This window comes from Xanthobacter lutulentifluminis (assembly GCF_043194675.2).
GTDB lineage: Bacteria > Pseudomonadota > Alphaproteobacteria > Rhizobiales > Xanthobacteraceae > Xanthobacter.
In genome coordinates this window covers 1,209,445-1,227,604 of record NZ_CM195525.1, presented here as the reverse complement: position 1 = coordinate 1,227,604, position 18,160 = coordinate 1,209,445, and the positions used below count along the sequence as shown (strand labels likewise).

Here is an 18,160-nt window from a genome sequence, read left to right as displayed (position 1 = left end):
TCCGGTCAAGCCGGAGGGCGGGATGCGGGGAAATGGCTCGCGTTGCTCCCCGGCGGGCTCCCCGTCCCCCAGCGACAGAGGGCCGGGGGGTGAGGGGGGGTTACCCCTCCGTCCGGGCGCCGGGGTGGGACGGTGAGAGCCCCCTCGCCCCCGGCTCCTCTCCCGCCCGAACGCGGCTGGCGCCGCGCTCGGCCCGGGCTGGCTGAAGTCGGCGGAAGCCGACTTCAAGGGGAGAGGGGAGGAGGTCCGTCCGGTTCCTCAGAGCTTGCCGTCGGCGACGAGCGCCATCCAGGTGTCGACGAAGCGCAGCTTCACGTTCTTGGCGTCGCCCAGCACCTTGCCGTCGGCGAGCGCGATGCCCACGGCGTCGGCGGACTTGGCGTTGGAGCCGAGCAGGTTCTTCTCGAACAGGAACTTGCGCACGCGGTCCATGGTGGTGCCCACGTCGCCCGAGCGCACGAAGGCCACCGCCTCGGGCGCCTTGGCGAACAGGCGGGTGGCGGCGAGCTGGGCGTCGAAGCCGGCGAGGTCGGTGCCGGAGGCCTTGCCCATGGCCTCGCGGGCCGCCTTGCCTTCCGGCGTGTCGGCGGTGAACAGCGCGGTGGTCTCGTACCAGATGCCGGCCAGCGCCTTGCCGAAGTCCGGGTTGTCCTTGAGCGTGTCGGTGTTGGCCACCAGCAGGTCCATGATCTCGCCGGGGATCTTGGAGCTGTCGAACACGTTGTGCGCGTTCTTGTCGGTCAGGATCTCGGAGACCAGCGGGTTCCAGGTGACGACCGAGGTCACGTCCTTGGTCTTGAAGGCGGCCACCATGTCGGCGTCGGAGGTGTTCACCACCTTCACGTCGCGCTCCTTGAGCTTGATGCTCTCAAGCCCGCGGGCGAGCAGATAGTGGGAGACGGAGAACTCCACCAGGTTGACCTTCTGGCCCTTGATGGCGGCGAGGTCCTTCTTGCCCTTGAGGATGATCGCGTCATTGCCGTTGGAGAAGTCGCCGACGATGACGGCGGTGGTGTCCACGCCGCCGGCGGCGGGCACGGAGAGGGCGTCCATGTTGGTGACGGTGAGGGCGTCGAAGGCGCCGGCCGTGTACTGGTTGATGCTCTCCACGTAGTCGTTGAACTGCACCACGTCGATCTTGAGGCCGTACTTGTCGGCCCACTTCTTCACGATGCCATGGTCGGCGGCGTAGCCCCACGGCATCCAGCCCACATAGATGGACCAGGCGACCTTGAATTCCTTCTTCGGGGCGGCCAGCGCCGGCTGGGCGCCGAGCGAGAGGCCGGCCACGGCGGCAAGGCCGAGCGCGCCGGCAAGGGCGGATTTCAGGCGTCGGGCAGAGATCGAGAACGGAGTGCGCATATAATTCCCCTTCGTCACAACGATTGGGAATTGGCGAGACCTAGTGCCGCCAATTCCTTGGCCACTGAGGTCTCCCGGGCTTTTGTCCCGCCGTGCACCCGCGCCGGATGTCTCCCGACGCGGTGGCAGCTCTCGGACCAGCCACACCCTCAAGGATGCCGGAACCCTAGCCACCAACTCGGACCTATACCAAGCAACCCGTGTGCCAGTCGCTCGGTTCAGTAGAATCAATCATTTGTGCGGAGGCGCGATCGCCGGGCTGCGCCGCGCATGGGCAGTGTCAGGTGAATATTTAGGCAGAGAATGGAATTTCTGTGCGCGTTGCATACAAGAATGGTCTCGCCTGACCGGGGGCGGCGCGGCATCCTGCGGCCGGCGGATGAAGGGGAGCGGGCATGCTGGACCGGCGCGCGTTCATGGCGGGAGCGCTCTGCCTCCCCGCGACACTGGGCGCGACACTGGGGCGGCCCGCCGCCGCCCGCGCCGCGACCGGTTATCCGCCGGTGCCGGCCGCAGCGCTCCAGGCCATGATCGACACCGCGGCAGCCGATGCGCGGCGCCGCCATGGCGCCCGGCTGGCGGTGGTGCTCGGCATCGTCAACCCCCGCGGCAACGGTCAACTCCTGTTCTCCGGCGGCGAGGGGCTCGCCAATCCGGACGGCCGGGCGCTCGTCCTCGATGGCGGCACGCCATTCGAGATCGGCTCCATCGCCAAGGTGTTCACCGCCAGCCTGCACTATGCGCAGCACGGCCCGTTCGAGGGCGCGCTCGGCCAGTGGCTGGCGCCCCGGCCCATGTCCGGCTCCATCGCCGCCATCCCGCTCGCGGATCTCGCCCGCTACCGCAGCGGCCTTGCGCAGGACAATCACGGCGCGCCCTATCCGCCCGGCACCATGCGGGCGTTTGCGCCCCTGTTCGCCTACCTTCAGGGCGCGGCGCCGGCCAACCCGCCGGGGCGCTGCTATTCCTATTCCAATCTTGGCTGGTCGCTGCTCGCCATGGCCGGCCATGGCGCCGCGCGCGGCGCCGCGGAGGCGTTCGCCGAGCGTTACGACACCGCGCTCTCGGCCTTCTGCGGCGGCCTCGGCATGAACGCCACCGGCATCTTCCGCCCGGCCCTGCGGCGCCGGCTGCCGCAGGGCTATCGCCGCACCTGGCAGGCGCTGCCCCGCGCCGCCGATTATGCGCCGACCGGGCCGGCGGGTGTCGGCTCCGGCGGCATCGTCAGCACCGGGGCGGACATGCTGGCCTTCCTGCGCGATGCCATGGGGTTCGGCGACGGCGGCGTGGAGAGCCGCGCCCACGCCTATCTTCAGGGGCAGGCCTTCGCCGCGCCGGCCTGCGGCGGCGGGCGGGCGCCGCGCACCGCCTATGGCTGGATCCTGCACGATGTCCAGGACCCTTCGCAGGCCCGCTCCGATCCGCTCACCCTCGTCACCAAGGATGGCGGGGTGGCGGGGTTTTCCGCCTGGATGGGCTTCCTGGCATGGCAGGGCACGGGCGCGCCCTCGCCGTTCGGCGTGTTCGCGCTGAGCAACGGCCCGCTCGCCCCCGCGCTCGGGCTGGAGGCCATGCGCCGCATCCTTGCCGCCTGAGCCCTGAAGAAACGTCACTCGCCAAGCGCGGCCGCGTGGGCTAAGCGGCACGGGGTTACGGGCGAGAGGACAGGCGATGCGGGGATTTGTCGGGCTGGCGGCGGCGGTGGTGCTGTGCGCGGCGCTCTATGTGGCGGGCACCCTGGTCGCGCCGGTGGCGTTCGCGCTGTTCGTCATCGCCGTGGTCTATCCCCTCCAGGCGGGGCTGGAACGCGCGCTGCCGAAGATGGCGGCGGTGCTGCTCACGCTGGTGGTGACGCTGGCGGTGGTGGGCGGCGTCTCCTCCGTGGTGGTGTGGGGCTTCAGCCACGTGGCCACGTGGGTGTTCCAGAACACCGCGCGGTTCCAGGCGCTCTATGCCCAGGCGGCGGAATGGCTGGAAGGGCACGGCTTCGTGCTGGCGAGCCTGTGGGCCGAGCATTTCGACGTGCGCTGGCTGCTGCGCCTGTTCCAGGACGTCTCGGGCCGCCTGCAGGGACTGGCGAGCTTCCTCGTCTTCACCTTCATCTATGTGCTGCTCGGCCTGCTGGAGGTGGATGCCATGGCGAGCCAGGTGCGGCGCCTGTCGGACACCGGCCGCGCGCCCTTCCTCGCCCCGGCGCTGGCGGATATCGCCGGCAAGCTGCAGACCTACATGGCGGTGCGCACGCTGATGAGCGTCGCCACCGGCGCGGTGGTGTGGGTGTTCACGCTGACGGCGGGGCTGGAGCTGGCGCTGGCCTGGGGCGCCATCGCCTTCGCGCTCAACTACATCCCGTTCATCGGCCCGTTCGTGGCGACGCTGCTGCCCACCCTGTTCGCCCTCGCCCAGTTCGAGAGCTGGGAGATGGCGGTGTTCGTGTTCGTCTGCCTGAACGTGATCCAGTTCCTCTCCGGCAGCTATCTGGAGCCGCGCCTCGCCGGCAAGGCGCTGGCGGTGTCGCCGTTCCTGGTGCTGTTCTCGGTGTTCGCCTTCGCGTTCCTGTGGGGCATCTCCGGCGCCTTCATCGGCGTGCCGATCGTGATCGCCGGCCTCACCCTGTGCGCCCACCATCCCGCCACCCGCCACTGGGCGGAGCTGTTCTCCGGCCGGCCGGCGGCGGGCTGAGGCTTGGGGCGCGCCGATCCGCGCGCCCTTCCGCAGACGGGACCGCGCTCAGCGCGGCGGCGGCAGGCCCGCCGCCACCCGCTCCGCGAGATACGGGAAGAACGGGTTGGAGGACATGCGCACCAGCATCTCCACCCCCACCACCAGCGCGCCATACTCGCCCCGCGCCGCGATGTCGCCGAGGCGGATGCCGAACGCGTCCTTCGGGTCCGGCACCAGCCCGTAGAGCCCGTCGGAGAGCGGGAACGGGATCGCCACGTGGGAGAGCGAATAGACATCCGCCGGGTAGGGCGCCGAGAGCGGGCGCACCGTTTCCGCCGTCGCCCCGGCCGGCATCTCGCGGATTTCCTCCGCGTTGGTGTCCGGCGCGGCATTGGTGATGACGGCGGTGCGGAAGCGGCGCGGCGCCGGCGGCAAAAGGCGGGTGAGGGCGGTGTCGGCGCGGCGCGTCAGCAACTGCTCGAACTGGCTGTTGCGGTTGATGTCGAACAGCACCAGCTCGCTGCCGTTGTCGTCGAGGCGGTTGTGCAGCTGCTCGATCACCGCGCGGGTGGAGACGGTGTGGTCCAGCACCGACTGGAAGGTCACCACCGGCGCCAGCCCGGTGAGGCGGCCGGAGCGGGCGTGGCGCTCGATGTTGGCCTGGAGCGTCTGCGTCAAAAGGAACGACTGGCGCGCGGCGTGGACCGGAAATGAATTGTACTTGAAGGGGTTGAACTCCGGGACAATGTTCAGCCACGCGGCCTTGGCGAAGGCCGGGAAGATGGCGGGCAGGCCGGCGAGGCCGGCGAAGCGGGCGAATTCCGTCACCCCCACCATGGGCGAGAGCAGCACGATGCGGTCCGGCCGCACCAGGGCGGGATCGTCCAGCGCATCGAGCGCATGCATCAGCGCCAGCGCCCCGCCGTTGGAATAGCCGACGATATGCACCGGCTTGCCCGGCCCGGCGCGGCGGCGCGCCTCGCGCATGGCGAGGCGGGTGGCGGCGATCCAGTCCTCGTAATCGGCGTGGGTGAGGGCGCCGGGCACCGTGCCGTGCCCCGGCAGGCGCAGCACGATGGAGACGAAGCCGCGCTGCGCATAAAGCTGGGCGAGGTGGCGATGGCTGTAGGGCGAATCGGTGAGCCCGTGCAGGAACACGGCGGCGCCGGCCGGCGGGCCGCCCGCGGGCTCCAGCACGTAGGTGCGGTTGAAATCCTGCGCGAACGCCGGCGGGTAGATGGGGCTGGCGGCGAAATAGCGGTTGAAGCGCACCCGGTCGGGCGGCGGCAGCTGGTCGGTCACCTCGGCCTTGACGGCGGCGAAGGCCTTGCCTTCCGCAGCCAGATAGGCCGCAAGGTCCGCGCCGGCCATCTCGGCGCGGGACATCTCCGGCGGCACGAAGGTGTGCCACGGCTCCAGCGGCGGGCCGCGCTGCGAATCCACCGCGCGCACCACGAAGACGGTGGCGACAACCGTCAGCACCAGCACGGCGGCGATCTTCGCCGCGCGCCTCGCTCCACGCCACACCGGCCCGACGATCCCCATCTGCGCACGATCCTCCGGAAGCCCGCCGCCTGCCGGGCGGGGAGGGCACAATAGAGCACGCGCCGATCAGGCCGCGCGACGAGCCGATCGGATAACGCGTTCTCCCCCATTGAGTAAGGGGGCGATTCGCCGAACGGATCTGGGCCGTCTGATCGGACCGCGCTCTGGAATGTCTGTCCCGCCAGGGAACCGCCCCGCCGCAGCTTGCCGCCCCGCCCGCGTCTTCCGCGCAGACCTGCCCGGCGCGGCGCCCCCTTGAAGCCGGCGGGTGGCGTCGCTATCTCCGCCCCGTGCCCCCTCGGAGGCCGTAGCGCCATGGAAAACCTGAAGCTCATCGCCCTCGACGAGGAAGACCTCGCCATCGTCTCCGCCCATCTGCAGGATGCGGTGGTGAAGACGGTGGACATGGGCTACCTGCCGCGCTCCCAGCGCTTCGCCATGCTGCTGAACCGCTTCGACTGGGACCAGCAGGTGTGCACCAAGGAGACAGTGCGCCGCCGCACCGGCCTGCATTTCGAACGGGTGCGGGACGTGAAGTGCCGCGGCATGGAGGAGGCGCGCCGCACCGGCGTGCTCAACCTGCTCGCTGTCACCTTCCTGCCGGGCGACGCGCCATCCGGCTTCGTGCTGCTGACCTTCTCCGGCGGTGCCGAGGTGCGCCTCGAGGTGGAGTGCATCGAGGCCGGAATGAGCGATCTCGGGCCCGCTTGGGGCTGCACCCACGCGCCGGCGCATCCGGGCGCGAGCGGCCGCGACGACGCCGCCTGAGGCCGGCCGCGCCCCGTCCCGGGCCCGCGCGGCGGGCGCATGTGGCCAAGGCAGGGCTTCCCTCGCGGGCGAACCTGCTCTAGCAAGGCGCCATGCCGATCCGTCTTTCTGTCGATCAACCGGATTTCGCCGATCGTTTCGCCGCCTTCCTCGGCTCCAAGCGCGAGGCGTCGGTGGACGTTCAGGACCAGGTGGCCGCCATCATCGCGGACGTGCGCGCGCGCGGCGATGCGGCGCTGGTGGATTTCTCGCGCACCTTCGACCGGGTGGACCTTGCCGCCCTCGGCCTCAGGGTGAGCGAGGCCGAGCTCGATGCCGCCCTCGCCTCCATTCCCGAAGAGACCCGCGCGGCGCTGGAATTCGCCAAGGGGCGGATCGAAAGCCACCACGCCCGCCAGAAGCCAGCCGACGACACCTATCGCGATGCCGCCGGCGTGGTGCTGGGGCACCGCTGGACCAGCGTGGATGCGGTGGGCCTCTATGTGCCGGGTGGCACCGCCGCCTATCCGTCGTCCGTGCTGATGAACGCCATTCCGGCCCAGGTGGCCGGCGTTCCCCGCATCGTCATGGTGGTGCCGGCGCCGGACGGCCAGATCGCGCCGCTGGTGCTGGCGGCCGCGCACCTTGCCGGCGTGCATGAGGTCTATCGCGTGGGCGGGGCGCAGGCGGTGGCCGCGCTCGCCTATGGCACCGAGACCATCCGGCCGGTGGACAAGATCGTCGGCCCCGGCAACGCTTATGTGGCGGCGGCCAAGCGTCAGGTGTTCGGCAAGGTCGGCATCGACATGGTGGCCGGTCCCTCCGAGGTGCTGATCCTGGCCGACGGCGACGCCAACGCCGACTGGATCGCCGCCGACCTGCTCGCCCAGGCGGAGCACGACACCGCCGCCCAGTCCATCCTCATCACCGACGCGCCGGCGCTCGCGGACCGCGTTTCCGCCGCCGTGGACGGCATGCTCGCGACCCTGCCGCGCGCCGCCATCGCCTCCGCCTCCTGGCGCGACCATGGCGCCATCATCCTGGTGGAGCGCCTCGCCGACGCCATCCCGCTGGTGGACCGCATCGCCCCCGAGCATCTGGAGATCCAGGCCGCGGACGCCGATGCGCTCGCCGCGCGGGTGCGCCATGCCGGCGCGATCTTCATCGGCGCCTGGACGCCGGAAGCCATCGGCGACTATGTGGGCGGCTCGAACCACGTGCTGCCCACAGCCCGGTCGGCGCGCTTCTCCTCGGGCCTCTCGGTGCTCGACTTCATGAAGCGCACCTCGATCCTGAAGCTCGACGCGGATGCGCTGGAGCTGCTCGGCCCGGCGGCCGTGCGGCTCGCGGCGGTGGAGCGGCTGGACGCCCACGGGCGCTCGGTCTCCATCCGCACCAACCGGTAAGCGGAGCGTGGAAGGCATGACGGAGAAGCCGGCGACCCGCCTGTGCGCGGTCACACTCGACGAGGGCTCCATCGGCCATGCGAGCCCCGACATCGAGCACGAGCGCGCCACTGCGATCTGGGACCTGATCCAGGACAATTCGTTCCTGCCCACCGGCGATCCGGGCGCGGGGCCGTACACGCTGCACATCTCGCTGGTGGACAACCGCCTGGTGCTCGACATCAAGCGCGAGGACGGCGAGCAGGTGGTGCAGCACCACCTCTCCCTGACGCCCCTGCGCAAGGTGGTGAAGGACTACTTCCTCATCTGCGAGAGCTACTACAGCGCCATCCGCAGCGCCTCGCCGAGCCAGATCGAGGCCATCGACATGGGCCGCCGCGGCCTGCACAACGAAGGCTCGACGCTGCTTCAGGAACGGCTCGCCGGCAAGGTCACGGTGGATTTCGACACCGCCCGCCGCCTGTTCACCCTCATCTGCGCCCTGCACTGGAAGGGCTGACGGCCATGGAGCCTTCCGCGGCCCCGAAGCGCTCAGCGCGGCCGCAATCGGTTCTCTTCATGTGCGGGCAGAACGTGGTGCGCTCCGTGATGGCGGCGGCGCTGACACGGCACCTGTTCGGCAAGTCGCTGTACGTCGGCTCGGCGGGGGTCATTGCCGGCGAGGCCGATCCCTTCGTCGCCGCCGTGCTCGACGAGATCGGGCTCGATGTGAAGAAGCACCGGCCGCAGAGCGTGGAGGAGCTGGAGGAGTACGAAGGCCTCAACTTCGACCTCGCCATCTCGCTCTCGCCCGACGCCCACCACCGCGCCCTCGAGCTGACGCGCACCAACGCCCTCGACGTGGAATACTGGCCCACCCCGGACCCCACCGGGGAAGGCGGCAACCGCGAGCAGCGGCTCGAGGCCTACCGCGCCGTGCGCGACGAGCTGGAGCAGCGCATCCGCGCCCGCTTCCGCCACCCCTGAGGCGCCGCTCGGCGCCGCTCGGCGTCGGGCGTTGGCGTTCGGCAGCGGGCCGTCCCGCAAGGCGGGAGGGGAGAAACGCCATCCGCCCACATGTCGCCTTGTCTGTCGCGCGCGGCTCTGCGAGGGTGCCGCCACGTCAAAACGCACGTGGGGACCTCTTCGCCATGCCGCTCAAGGGACTACTCGCCGCAACAGCGCTCGCGGGCGCGCTCGCCGTGTCCGGCGCCGCCTTCGCCGATCCGGTCAAGGTGGGCCTCGTGGCCACCCTGTCCGGCCCCTCGGCGGTGCTGGGCCAGCACATGCGCGACGGCTTCCAGCTGGCGGTGAAGGAGCTGGGCGGCAAGCTGGGCGGGCAGGATACCGAGGTCATCGTCGTGGACGACGAGCTGAAGCCCGACGTGGCGGTGCAGAAGGTGAAGGGCCTGCTGGAGCGCGACAAGGTGGATTTCGTCGCCGGCGTGGTGTTCTCCAACGTCATGGGCGCGGTGGCCAAGCCCGTGACCGCCAACGAGACCTTCCTCGTCTCCGGCAATGCCGGCCCCTCGCCGCTGGCCGGGGCGGGCTGCAACCCGTTCTTCTTCTCCGCCTCCTACCAGAACGACCAGAACCACGAGGTGCTGGGCCAGTACGCCCAGTCCAAGGGCTTCAAGAAGGTCGTGCTGATGGCGCCCAACTATCAGGCGGGCAAGGATTCGCTGGCCGGTTTCAAGCGCTACTACAAGGGCGAGGTGGCGGACGAGATCTACACCCAACTCGGCCAGCTCGATTTCTCCGCCGAGCTCGCCAAGATCGCGGCGCTGAAGCCGGATGCGGTGTTCACCTTCATGCCCGGCGGCATGGGCGTGAACCTCGTGAAGCAGTACCGGCAGGCCGGCCTTGCCGAGACCACGCCCTTCCTCTCCGCCTTCACGGTGGACGAGACGACCCTGCCGGCCACCGGCGAGGCGGCGCTCGGCTTCTATTCCGGCGCCGCCTGGGCGCCCGACCTCGACACGCCGGCCAACAAGGCGTTCGTGGCCGCGTTCGAGAAGGAATACGGCTACATCCCCGCGCTCTATGCGGCGCAGGGCTATGATGCGGCCAAGCTCATCGACAGCGCGCTGAAGGCCACCGGCGGCAAGACCGCCGACAAGGCGGCGCTGCGGGCGGCGCTGAAGAAGGCGGACTTCACCTCCGTGCGCGGCGACTTCAAGTTCAACACCAACCAGTTCCCCATCCAGAACTTCTATCTGGTGAAGGTGGGCAAGCGCGCCGATGGCAAGGTTGAGACGCAGGTGCAGGAGAAGATCTTCTCCAGCTACGGCGACGCCTATGCCGAGAAGTGCGACATGAAGTGAGGCGGCTCCCCGCTCCCGCAAGGGGCGGGGATGGCGGCTGAGGAGGCGGACCTCCTCGCCGCGTGCCGGCCGCCACGCCCTGGCCCTTTCCTGCACGGAGAAGGGGCGGGGCATCGGCCCCGCCGCTCCGGGCCTGCCTCGGGACGGCGGATCCGCCCGACCTGACGTGTCGCGTGCCGGCGGCGCCCGCACCCCCGGCGGCACAAGCGCCAGCGGCCGCCCTGCCGGGCTCCGGCGCAAGCAAATGCCGCAGGCGGCCTGCGCTGATCCGATGCCGGATCGCGCCGGCGCCGTCCGTTTCGTCCCGATCCCGGCACCCGCGCCGGTCGGGGCGCCAAGCCAGACCGATTCTCGCCCGCCCATGAGCCTCACCCTCCTCCTCGTCCAGATCCTCAACGGGCTGCAGCTCGGCATCCTCCTGTTCCTGGTGGCGGCGGGGCTGACGCTGGTGTTCGGGGTGATGGACGTGATCAACCTCGCCCATGGCGTGCAATACATGCTGGGCGCCTACCTCATGGTCACCGCCACGGCGCTCACCGGCAGCTTCTGGCTGGGCCTGCCCCTGGCGCTCGGCGTCGCGCTGGTGCTGGGGCTGGTGCTGGAGCGGCTCGTCATCCGCTACCTCTACGGGCGCGACCACCTGGAGCAGGTGCTGGCCACCTTCGGCATCATCCTGTTCATCAGCGAGGCGGTGCGGATGATCTGGGGCTCGGCGCCGCTCGCCATCCCCATGCCGCAGGCGCTCACCGGATCGGTCCGGCTCATGGACGGGCTGAATTATCCCCTCTACCGCCTGCTGCTCATCGGCGCCGGGCTGGCGGTGGCCGGCCTGCTCTATCTCCTCGTCACCCGCACCCGCGCCGGCATGCTGCTGCGCGCCGGCGCCACCAACGCGCCCATGGTGTCGGCGCTGGGGGTGGATATCGGCGCTTTGTTCGCCCGCGTGTTCGCCTTCGGCGCCATGCTCGCCGCCTTCGCCGGGGCGCTGGCCGGGCCTGTGCTCTCGGTGGAGCCGGGCATGGGCGACGGGCTGCTGATCCTCGCCTTCGTGGTCATCGTCATCGGCGGCATCGGCTCCATCCGCGGGGCGTTCGTGGCGGCGCTGCTGGTGGGGCTCATCGACACGCTGGGCCGTTCCTTCCTCACCGACCTCCTCAAGCTCGTCCTCTCCGCCCCGGCGGCGAGTGCGGCGGGGCCGGCGCTCGCCTCCATGAGCGTCTATGTGCTGATGGCGCTGGTGCTGTTCTTCCGCCCGCGCGGCCTGTTCCCGGCGCCGGCATGAGGACGCGCCTTTCCCGCCTTCTCCCCGCGCTCGCCGTGTTCGGCGCGCTCGCCGCCGTGCCGGCCTTCGCCGACACCTACATGCTCTCGCTGGTGGCGCGGGGCATGATCTTCGCGCTCGCCGCCACGAGCCTCGGCTTCGTGCTGGGGCAGGGCGGGCTGGTGTCGTTCGGCCATGCGGCGGTGATGGGCATCGGCGCCTATGCGGTGGGCATCCTGATGGAGGAGGGCACGCGCGACGCGCTGCTCTCCTTCCCCGCCGCCATGGCCGCGGCGGGCGCGTTCGCCCTTGTCACCGGCGCCATCTCGCTGCGCACGCGCGGCGTCTATTTCATCATGATCACTTTGGCCTTCGGGCAGATGGCCTTCTTCGTGGCGCAGAGCCTCTCGGCCTATGGCGGGGACGACGGCCTCTCGCTCGCCGCCCGCTCCACCGTGGCCGGCCAGAAGTGGCTGAAGGACCCGCGCATCTTCCATTTCACCGTGCTCGGCCTGCTCGTGCTCACGGTGCTCGCCTGCCGCATGCTGGCGCGCGCGCCGTTCGGCCGCGTGCTGGCGGCGGGGCGGCAGAACGAGCGGCGCCTGCGCGCCCTCGGCATCGATCCCTACCCCTACCGGCTGGTCGCGTTCGTCATCGCCGGCGCGTTCGCAGGGCTTTCCGGCGCGCTCTATGCCAACCTCACCGAGTTCGTGAGCCCGGCCTATCTCTCCTGGCACCGCTCCGCCGAATTCATCGTGATGGTGGTGGCGGGCGGGGCGACGAGCGTGCTCGGCCCGGTGGCCGGCGCGCTGGGCGTGGTGCTGGTGGAGGAGGGCCTGTCCCACCTCACCGAGCACTGGCGCATCCTGTTCGGCCCGCTGCTGGTGCTGCTGGTGCTGGGGCGCGGCGGCCTCGCGACGCTGCTGGGGAGGCGCGGCGATGGCTGAGCCACTGCTCTCCCTCACCGGACTTGCCAAATCCTATGGCGCGCTCGCCGTCACGGCGGGCGTCGACCTCGAAGTCGCGCCCGGCGAGATCCACGCGCTGATCGGCCCCAACGGCGCCGGCAAGACCACGCTGGTGGCGCAGGTGGCCGGCGAATTGGCGCCGGACGCGGGCGAGATCCGCTTTGCCGGCGCCGATATCACCCGCCTCAAGGCGCACCGCCGGGCGCGGCTCGGGCTGGCGCGCGCGTTCCAGATCACCTCCGTCTTTCCCGATTTCTCCGCCCGCGAGAATGTCGCGCTGGCGGTGATGGCGGCGCGCCGGCGCACCTTCCGCCTGCTGCGCCCCGCCGCGTCCGACCGCGCCGCGAACGTCGAGGCGGAGCGTCTGCTGGAAGAGGTGGGCCTTGCCGCCCGCGCCCATGTGGCGGCCTCCGGCCTCAGCCACGGCGAGAAGCGGGCGCTGGAGCTCGCCATGGCGCTCGCCGGCTCTCCCCGCCTGCTGCTGCTGGACGAGCCCATGGCCGGCACCGGCCCCACCGAATCGGCGGCCATGGTGGCGCTGCTCGCGCGGCTGAAGGGGCGCTATGCCATCCTCCTCGTGGAGCACGACATGGATGCCGTGTTCCGCCTCGCCGATCGCGTGAGCGTGCTGGTGGCCGGGCGCATCGTCGCCTGCGGCACGCCGGCGGAGGTGCGCGCCGATCCTGCCGTGCGCGCCGCCTATCTCGGGGAGGAGGCATGAGCGCGCTCCTCACCATCCGCGACCTGAAGGCCGGTTACGGCGGCGCGCCGGTGCTGTTCGGCGTCGATCTCGACGTGCCGGCGGGCGGCGCGCTGGCGCTGATGGGCCGCAACGGAATGGGCAAGACCACCACGGTGCGCGCGCTGATGGGCCTGCTGCCGGCGCGTGGCGCGCTCACCTTCGACGGCATGCCGCTCGCCGGCCTGAAGCCCCACCGCATCGCCCGCCTCGGCCTCGGGCTGGTGCCGGAGGGGCGACAGATCTTCCCGACGCTCACGGTGGAGGAGAACCTGATCGCCACCTCGGCCCCGCCGCGCGCCGGGCAGGGGGGCGCGGCGTGGACGCTGGAGCGCGTCTACGGCTTCTTCCCGCGCCTTGCCGAGCGGCGGCGCAACTTCGGCAATCGCCTCTCCGGCGGCGAGCAGCAGATGCTGGCCATCGGCCGGGCGCTGATGACCAATCCGCGCCTGCTCATCCTCGACGAGGCGACGGAAGGCCTCGCCCCGCTGATCCGCGAGGAGATCTGGGCGGTGCTCGCCACCCTCAAGGGGGAGGGGCTGTCGCTCATCGTCATCGACAAGCACGTGGGCGCGCTGGCCCGCCTGTGCGAGACGGCGGCGGTGATGGAAAAGGGCCGGGTGGTGCATGCCGGCCCCGCCGCCGCGCTGGCGGCCGATGCGGAGCTGGCGGCGCGCTACCTCGGGGTGTGAGGGGCTCGCGGCGGGGCGCACCGGCTACGCGTGCCGTCCCTCGCCGGTTTCCTCGTCGACCGTGCGGCCGCCCCCACCCGCGCGCCGGGATTGTACGAGGCGGTGCCGCGCCGATCGGCGACGACGGGCGTGCCCCTCCGGCGCAAGCCCACAAGGCCACCGCCCACAATCCGGCCGCCCAAACGAAAACGGCAGGCCGAAGCCTGCCGTCTGGTCGTCGGAAAAAGCGCCGCTCAGTTGTCGAGGAACGAGCGCAGCTTGCGCGAGCGGCTCGGGTGCTTGAGCTTGCGCAGGGCCTTGGCCTCGATCTGGCGGATACGCTCGCGCGTCACCGAGAACTGCTGGCCCACCTCCTCGAGGGTGTGGTCCGTGTTCATGCCGATGCCGAAGCGCATGCGCAGCACGCGCTCCTCACGCGGGGTGAGGGAGGCCAGAACCCGCGTCGTCGTCTCGCGCAGGTTGGACTGGATCGCCGCATCGATGGGCAGGATGGCGTTCTTGTCCTCGATGAAGTCGCCGAGGTGCGAATCTTCCTCGTCGCCGATGGGCGTCTCGAGGGAGATGGGCTCCTTGGCGATCTTCAGCACCTTGCGCACCTTCTCCAGCGGCATGCCGAGCTTCTCGGCCAGCTCCTCCGGGGTCGGCTCGCGGCCGATCTCGTGCAGCATCTGCCGCGAGGTGCGGACGATCTTGTTGATCGTCTCGATCATGTGGACCGGGATACGGATGGTCCGCGCCTGGTCGGCGATGGACCGGGTGATGGCCTGCCGGATCCACCAGGTGGCGTAGGTGGAGAACTTGTAGCCGCGGCGGTACTCGAACTTGTCCACCGCCTTCATGAGGCCGATGTTGCCCTCCTGGATCAGGTCCAGGAACTGCAGGCCGCGGTTGGTGTATTTCTTGGCGATGGAGATGACGAGGCGCAGGTTGGCCTCCACCATCTCCTTCTTGGCCTGGCGGGCTTCCTTCTCGCCCTTCTGCACCATCTGCACGATCTTGCGGAACTCGGCGATCTCCAGCCCGGTCTCGGTGGCAAGTCCGTGGATGTCGCCGCGGATCTCGTGGATGGTGTCCTTCTCGTGGGCGACGAAGCCCTTCCAGCCCTTGGTGCCGAGCTTGGAGACGCGCAGCACCCACTTGGGGTCGAGCTCGGCGCCCATGTAGTTCTTCAGGAAGTCGTCGCGGGTCACGCCATAGCTGTCGGCGAGGCGCAGCAGGCGGCCTTCCAGACCCACGAGGCGCTTGTTGATCTCGTAGAGCTGCTCCACCAGGGCGTCGATGCGCTGCTGGTTGAGCGAGAGGCTCTTGACGTCGGCGACCAGCTCTTCCTTCAGCTTCTTCGCCTTGCGCTCCTGCGCGGGAGAAAGCGTCTCGTTCTTGAGCTTGGACTCGACGTTCTGGTCCTGCAGGCGGCGCAGCTTGGTGTAGTTGGAGGCGATGGCGTCGAAGGTCTCCACCACCTTCGGCTTGATCTCTGCCTCCATGGCCGCGAGCGACATGGAATTCTCCATGTCGTCCTCGTCGCCCTCGGGGCCGGGGGCATCGCCGAGCAGGCCGTCCTCGCCCGCCTCGGGTGCGAGGGCGGCTTCCTCGCCGAGCGCGGCCGGCGGATTCTTGCCCTCGGGGCCGGCGTAGGTGGCCTCCAGGTCGATGATGTCGCGCAGCAGCACGCGGCCTTCGGTCAGCTCGTCGCGCCAGATGATGATGGCCTGGAACGTCAGCGGGCTCTCGCACAGGCCGGCGATCATGGCCTCGCGGCCGGCCTCGATGCGCTTGGCGATGGCGATCTCGCCCTCGCGGGAGAGCAGCTCCACCGAGCCCATCTCGCGCAGATACATGCGCACGGGGTCGTCGGTGCGCTCGGCCGGCTCGGAGCGGGTCTCCGAGCGCGCGACGGCGCGCGGCGCCGCCTCGGTCAGCTCGCCGCCCTCGCTCTCCTCCGGCTCGTCCGCGCTCTCGGCTTCCTCGCCGCCCTCTTCGGCCTCGGCTTCCTCGGCCTCGATGACGTTGATGCCCATGTCGTTGAGCATGGCGAGGGTGTCCTCGATCTGCTCGGAGGTGACTTCCTCGGAAGGCATCACCTCGTTGAGCTGCTCGTAGGTCACGTAGCCGCGCCGCTTGGCGTTCTTGATCATCTTCCGGACGGCGGCGTCCGAGAGGTCGAGCAACGGCCCGTCGGGCGCGTCGGTCTCCTTCTCGGGAGCCTCGGTCGCTTCGGAAGACTGCTTCGCCATAGACTTCTCCTGCGCATCCTGCTGGGTACCAACAGCAGAACGGCGGCGGGACCCCTCGGTCTCGCCACCTTTTGCCCTCGTTCCCGGGAGCGGCCTTCTTGATGCCATCCCGTTAAACCAGCCTGAACACGCTTCCAACCCCGATGGTGGTTGCGATAGGCTGCCTTCCATCCTGATTCGTCGGAAAGTATGGCATCTTTCGACGCCACCGGGTCCGAACGCAATAAAATGTCCGCACGCCCTCAGACGGACCGTGCGGCGCCCCGGCCAGAAGACGCACCAAACCCTTCCACCAGCGCTTCGGTTCCGTCCAGCGCCGACAGGCGCTCGCGGACATCCCGCAACCAGGCGAAATTGGCCTCGCTGGGATCTTCCCCCAGGGTGCGCTCGGCCTCCTTCAATTCCCTAGATAGCGCGTAAGCCTTGCGATGCAAGGCCATGCGCTGGTGCCACCAGAGCCGGACATCGGCCGGGGCGGTATCTGGATAAGCTGGCCAGTCGTGACGCGGGTTGGCCAGGGCCTTCACGCGGCGGGTCAGGGCATCGAGATCGTCGGTGCCGAGGCGCGCGGCGAGGGCTTCGGCGTCCAGCGCTTCCAGATGCGCCTCCACCAGCACGCGGCGCAGCCGGTCCGCCTCCGGATTGGCGAACGGCAGGCCGGCCACCTCCTCGGCGTCCTCGTCCAGCAGGAACGGATGGTTGATGAGGCAGAACAGCAGCAGCGCCTCGTTGCGGGGCAGGGCGGCCATGGGGCCGCGCACCAGCGCGCTGCGGGCGATCTCGGTGCTGCGCGGGGCCAATGGCGGAGCGGCGGGGGCACCGAAACGCCCGCCGAAGCGTCCGCCGGAATGTCCCCTGCCGGCGGGCTGCCAGCCCTCGCCGCGGAAGCGGCCGCGGCGGTCGCCCTGCGGCGCCACCAGCGCTTCGAACCGGCCGAGCAGGTCGGCGCGGTAGTGCTTTCGTACCGTCTCGTCGGCGATGGCCGAGACCACCTCGCTCAGCCGCGCCTCCAGCGCCGCCCGTCGCTCCGGCGTGTCGAGCGGGGCCTCGCTCTCGCGCGCCCAGAGCTCGGCCGCCAGCGGACGGGCCTGCGCCAGCACCTGCTCCATGGCCTCGCGCCCGGAACGGCGGATGAGATCGTCGGGGTCCTGTCCCTCGGGCAAAGAGGCGAAGGTGAGGCTGCGGCCGGCCTTCAGGTGGGGCAGGGCCAGATCCATGGCGCGATGGGCCGCGCGCCGGCCGGCCTTGTCGCCGTCGAACAGCAGCAGCGGCTCCTCCGACATGCGCCAGAGCAGCTGCAGCTGGTCCTCGGTGAGGGCGGTGCCGAGCGGCGCCACCGTGGCAGCGAATCCGGCTTCGGCCATGGCGATCACGTCCACATAGCCCTCCACCACGATCACCCGCCCACCCGACTGGGCGGCGGCGCGGGCGGAAAAGCCGTTGTAGAGCAGCGATCCCTTGTGAAAGAGCACGGTTTCCGGCGAGTTCAGGTATTTGGCCGGAACATCCTTCTCCAGCGCCCGCCCGCCGAACGCCACCACCCGGCCCTTCATGTCGGTGATGGGGAACATGACGCGGTCCCGGAACCGGTCGTAGGGCACGGGAATGTCGTCGCCGGCGATGAGGAGGCCCGCCTCCACCATGTCGTCGACGGGGACGCCCTGCTTGCCCAGCGCTTCCTTCAGATGAAAGCGCTCGCCGGCGGCATAGCCGAGGCCGAACCGCTTCTGGGTGGCCGGGCCGAGCTCGCGATCGGCGAGGTAGCCGCGCGCCTTCGCCCCGAGGCGGGACTGCAGCGTCTCCTCGAAATGCCGGGCGGCCAGCGCCATCACCTCATGCAGGGTGCGGCGGCGCTGCTCGCGGGCGGCGGCCTCCGGCGTCTCCTGCGGCAGGGCGAGGCCGGCCATGGCGGCCAGCCGCTCCACCGCCTCGCCGAACGGCATGCCCTCGGTCTCCATCAGGAAATCGAACACGTCGCCGTGCTTGCCGGACGAGAAGCAGTGGTAGAACCCCTTCTGGTCGTTGACGAAAAACGACGGGGTCTTCTCCGCGTTGAAGGGCGAGAGGCCGGCGAACTCGCGGCCCTGCTTCTTCAGCTTGACGCGCCGGCCCACCACTTCCGAAACCGGAAGCCGGGCGCGGATCTCGTCGAGGAAGGCGGGCGGAAAGCGCATGGGGCCGGGCGGTGTCCCTCTCGGCGGTCGCGGGACGGGCCGGCAGGCGCCGCGGGCCGCTCCGG

Annotated in this window: 15 protein-coding genes and 1 riboswitch; of the genes, 11 read left to right on the top strand and 4 right to left on the bottom strand. The window is 70.4% G+C overall.

The window, feature by feature from the left end; translation table 11 throughout:
- Window positions 1–258: 258 nt before the first annotated feature.
- Entirely contained in the window at window positions 259–1,362 is a 1,104-nt protein-coding gene (locus tag V5F49_RS05590) for a putative urea ABC transporter substrate-binding protein (protein ID WP_394116077.1), read from the bottom strand.
- A 69-nt stretch (window positions 1,363–1,431) separates the two neighbouring features.
- Window positions 1,432–1,543, bottom strand: a riboswitch (guanidine-I (ykkC/yxkD leader).
- A 214-nt stretch (window positions 1,544–1,757) separates the two neighbouring features.
- On the opposite strand from V5F49_RS05590, the gene V5F49_RS05585 reads away from it, so the two are divergent.
- Together V5F49_RS05585 and V5F49_RS05580 are read left to right on the top strand one after the other, a co-directional pair.
- The gene (locus V5F49_RS05585; RefSeq protein WP_394116078.1) at window positions 1,758–2,957 is read left to right on the top strand and encodes a serine hydrolase domain-containing protein; all 1,200 of its coding nucleotides are present in this window, start codon (window positions 1,758–1,760) and stop codon (window positions 2,955–2,957) included.
- Window positions 2,958–3,033: 76 nt separating this feature from the next.
- A complete protein-coding gene (locus tag V5F49_RS05580; RefSeq protein WP_394116079.1) occupies window positions 3,034–4,044 on the top strand; it encodes an AI-2E family transporter in 1,011 nt (336 codons plus the stop codon).
- Between the two features lie 48 nt (window positions 4,045–4,092).
- Here the strand turns inward: V5F49_RS05580 and V5F49_RS05575 are convergent, their stop codons facing one another.
- The gene (locus tag V5F49_RS05575) at window positions 4,093–5,571 is read right to left on the bottom strand and encodes an alpha/beta hydrolase (protein WP_394116080.1); all 1,479 of its coding nucleotides are present in this window, start codon (window positions 5,569–5,571) and stop codon (window positions 4,093–4,095) included.
- Window positions 5,572–5,886: 315 nt separating this feature from the next.
- Between V5F49_RS05575 and V5F49_RS05570 the strand changes: the two genes are divergently transcribed.
- The 9 genes from V5F49_RS05570 to V5F49_RS05530 all read left to right on the top strand — a co-directional run bounded on the left by V5F49_RS05570 (window position 5,887) and on the right by V5F49_RS05530 (window position 13,687).
- The gene (locus V5F49_RS05570; protein ID WP_394116081.1) at window positions 5,887–6,339 is read left to right on the top strand and encodes a DUF2948 family protein; all 453 of its coding nucleotides are present in this window, start codon (window positions 5,887–5,889) and stop codon (window positions 6,337–6,339) included.
- Between the two features lie 92 nt (window positions 6,340–6,431).
- Window positions 6,432–7,724, top strand: coding sequence for a histidinol dehydrogenase (hisD, locus tag V5F49_RS05565; RefSeq protein ID WP_394116082.1), 1,293 nt, complete (start codon window positions 6,432–6,434; stop codon window positions 7,722–7,724).
- 16 nt (window positions 7,725–7,740) lie between these two features.
- Window positions 7,741–8,223, top strand: coding sequence for a UPF0262 family protein (locus V5F49_RS05560; protein ID WP_394116083.1), 483 nt, complete (start codon window positions 7,741–7,743; stop codon window positions 8,221–8,223).
- 5 nt (window positions 8,224–8,228) lie between these two features.
- Window positions 8,229–8,690 (top strand): arsenate-mycothiol transferase ArsC, encoded by a 462-nt coding sequence (locus V5F49_RS05555; protein WP_394116084.1) that lies wholly within the window; start codon window positions 8,229–8,231, stop codon window positions 8,688–8,690.
- A gap of 164 nt (window positions 8,691–8,854) precedes the next feature.
- The gene (locus tag V5F49_RS05550; protein ID WP_394116085.1) at window positions 8,855–10,027 is read left to right on the top strand and encodes an ABC transporter substrate-binding protein; all 1,173 of its coding nucleotides are present in this window, start codon (window positions 8,855–8,857) and stop codon (window positions 10,025–10,027) included.
- 361 nt (window positions 10,028–10,388) lie between these two features.
- Entirely contained in the window at window positions 10,389–11,309 is a 921-nt protein-coding gene (locus V5F49_RS05545) for a branched-chain amino acid ABC transporter permease (protein ID WP_394116086.1), read from the top strand.
- On the top strand, window positions 11,306–12,235 hold the full coding sequence (locus V5F49_RS05540; protein ID WP_394116087.1) for a branched-chain amino acid ABC transporter permease: 930 nt from the start codon (window positions 11,306–11,308) through the stop codon (window positions 12,233–12,235). The genes V5F49_RS05545 and V5F49_RS05540 overlap by 4 nt, the downstream gene beginning before the upstream one ends.
- Complete coding sequence (locus tag V5F49_RS05535; RefSeq protein WP_394116088.1) at window positions 12,228–12,977, top strand: ABC transporter ATP-binding protein; 750 nt, start codon at window positions 12,228–12,230, stop codon at window positions 12,975–12,977. Before V5F49_RS05540 ends, V5F49_RS05535 begins: the two co-directional genes overlap by 8 nt.
- A complete protein-coding gene (locus V5F49_RS05530; protein WP_394116089.1) occupies window positions 12,974–13,687 on the top strand; it encodes an ABC transporter ATP-binding protein in 714 nt (237 codons plus the stop codon). The genes V5F49_RS05535 and V5F49_RS05530 overlap by 4 nt, the downstream gene beginning before the upstream one ends.
- Window positions 13,688–13,920: 233 nt before the next feature.
- On the opposite strand, the gene rpoD is transcribed toward V5F49_RS05530, so the two are convergent.
- Together rpoD and dnaG are read right to left on the bottom strand one after the other, a co-directional pair.
- Window positions 13,921–15,921, bottom strand: a complete 2,001-nt coding sequence (gene rpoD / locus V5F49_RS05525; protein ID WP_394116090.1) for an RNA polymerase sigma factor RpoD — start codon at window positions 15,919–15,921, stop codon at window positions 13,921–13,923.
- Between the two features lie 242 nt (window positions 15,922–16,163).
- On the bottom strand, window positions 16,164–18,095 hold the full coding sequence (gene dnaG, locus V5F49_RS05520) for a DNA primase (protein WP_394116091.1): 1,932 nt from the start codon (window positions 18,093–18,095) through the stop codon (window positions 16,164–16,166).
- Window positions 18,096–18,160: the final 65 nt, after the last annotated feature.

What these genes read in the sequence shown, in the direction of transcription:
- V5F49_RS05580 (WP_394116079.1), top strand. Translation starts at nt 3,034, where the DNA reads ATGCGGGGATTTGTCGGGCTGGCGGCGGCGGTGGTGCTGTGCGCGGCG.
- V5F49_RS05550 (WP_394116085.1), top strand. Translation starts at nt 8,855, where the DNA reads ATGCCGCTCAAGGGACTACTCGCCGCAACAGCGCTCGCGGGCGCGCTC.
- V5F49_RS05555 (WP_394116084.1), top strand. Translation starts at nt 8,229, where the DNA reads ATGGAGCCTTCCGCGGCCCCGAAGCGCTCAGCGCGGCCGCAATCGGTT.
- rpoD (WP_394116090.1), bottom strand. Translation starts at nt 15,921, where the DNA reads ATGGCGAAGCAGTCTTCCGAAGCGACCGAGGCTCCCGAGAAGGAGACC.
- V5F49_RS05560 (WP_394116083.1), top strand. Translation starts at nt 7,741, where the DNA reads ATGACGGAGAAGCCGGCGACCCGCCTGTGCGCGGTCACACTCGACGAG.
- V5F49_RS05535 (WP_394116088.1), top strand. Translation starts at nt 12,228, where the DNA reads ATGGCTGAGCCACTGCTCTCCCTCACCGGACTTGCCAAATCCTATGGC.
- hisD (WP_394116082.1), top strand. Translation starts at nt 6,432, where the DNA reads ATGCCGATCCGTCTTTCTGTCGATCAACCGGATTTCGCCGATCGTTTC.
- V5F49_RS05575 (WP_394116080.1), bottom strand. Translation starts at nt 5,571, where the DNA reads ATGGGGATCGTCGGGCCGGTGTGGCGTGGAGCGAGGCGCGCGGCGAAG.
- dnaG (WP_394116091.1), bottom strand. Translation starts at nt 18,095, where the DNA reads ATGCGCTTTCCGCCCGCCTTCCTCGACGAGATCCGCGCCCGGCTTCCG.
- V5F49_RS05540 (WP_394116087.1), top strand. Translation starts at nt 11,306, where the DNA reads ATGAGGACGCGCCTTTCCCGCCTTCTCCCCGCGCTCGCCGTGTTCGGC.
- V5F49_RS05585 (WP_394116078.1), top strand. Translation starts at nt 1,758, where the DNA reads ATGCTGGACCGGCGCGCGTTCATGGCGGGAGCGCTCTGCCTCCCCGCG.
- V5F49_RS05590 (WP_394116077.1), bottom strand. Translation starts at nt 1,362, where the DNA reads ATGCGCACTCCGTTCTCGATCTCTGCCCGACGCCTGAAATCCGCCCTT.
- V5F49_RS05545 (WP_394116086.1), top strand. Translation starts at nt 10,389, where the DNA reads ATGAGCCTCACCCTCCTCCTCGTCCAGATCCTCAACGGGCTGCAGCTC.
- V5F49_RS05570 (WP_394116081.1), top strand. Translation starts at nt 5,887, where the DNA reads ATGGAAAACCTGAAGCTCATCGCCCTCGACGAGGAAGACCTCGCCATC.
- V5F49_RS05530 (WP_394116089.1), top strand. Translation starts at nt 12,974, where the DNA reads ATGAGCGCGCTCCTCACCATCCGCGACCTGAAGGCCGGTTACGGCGGC.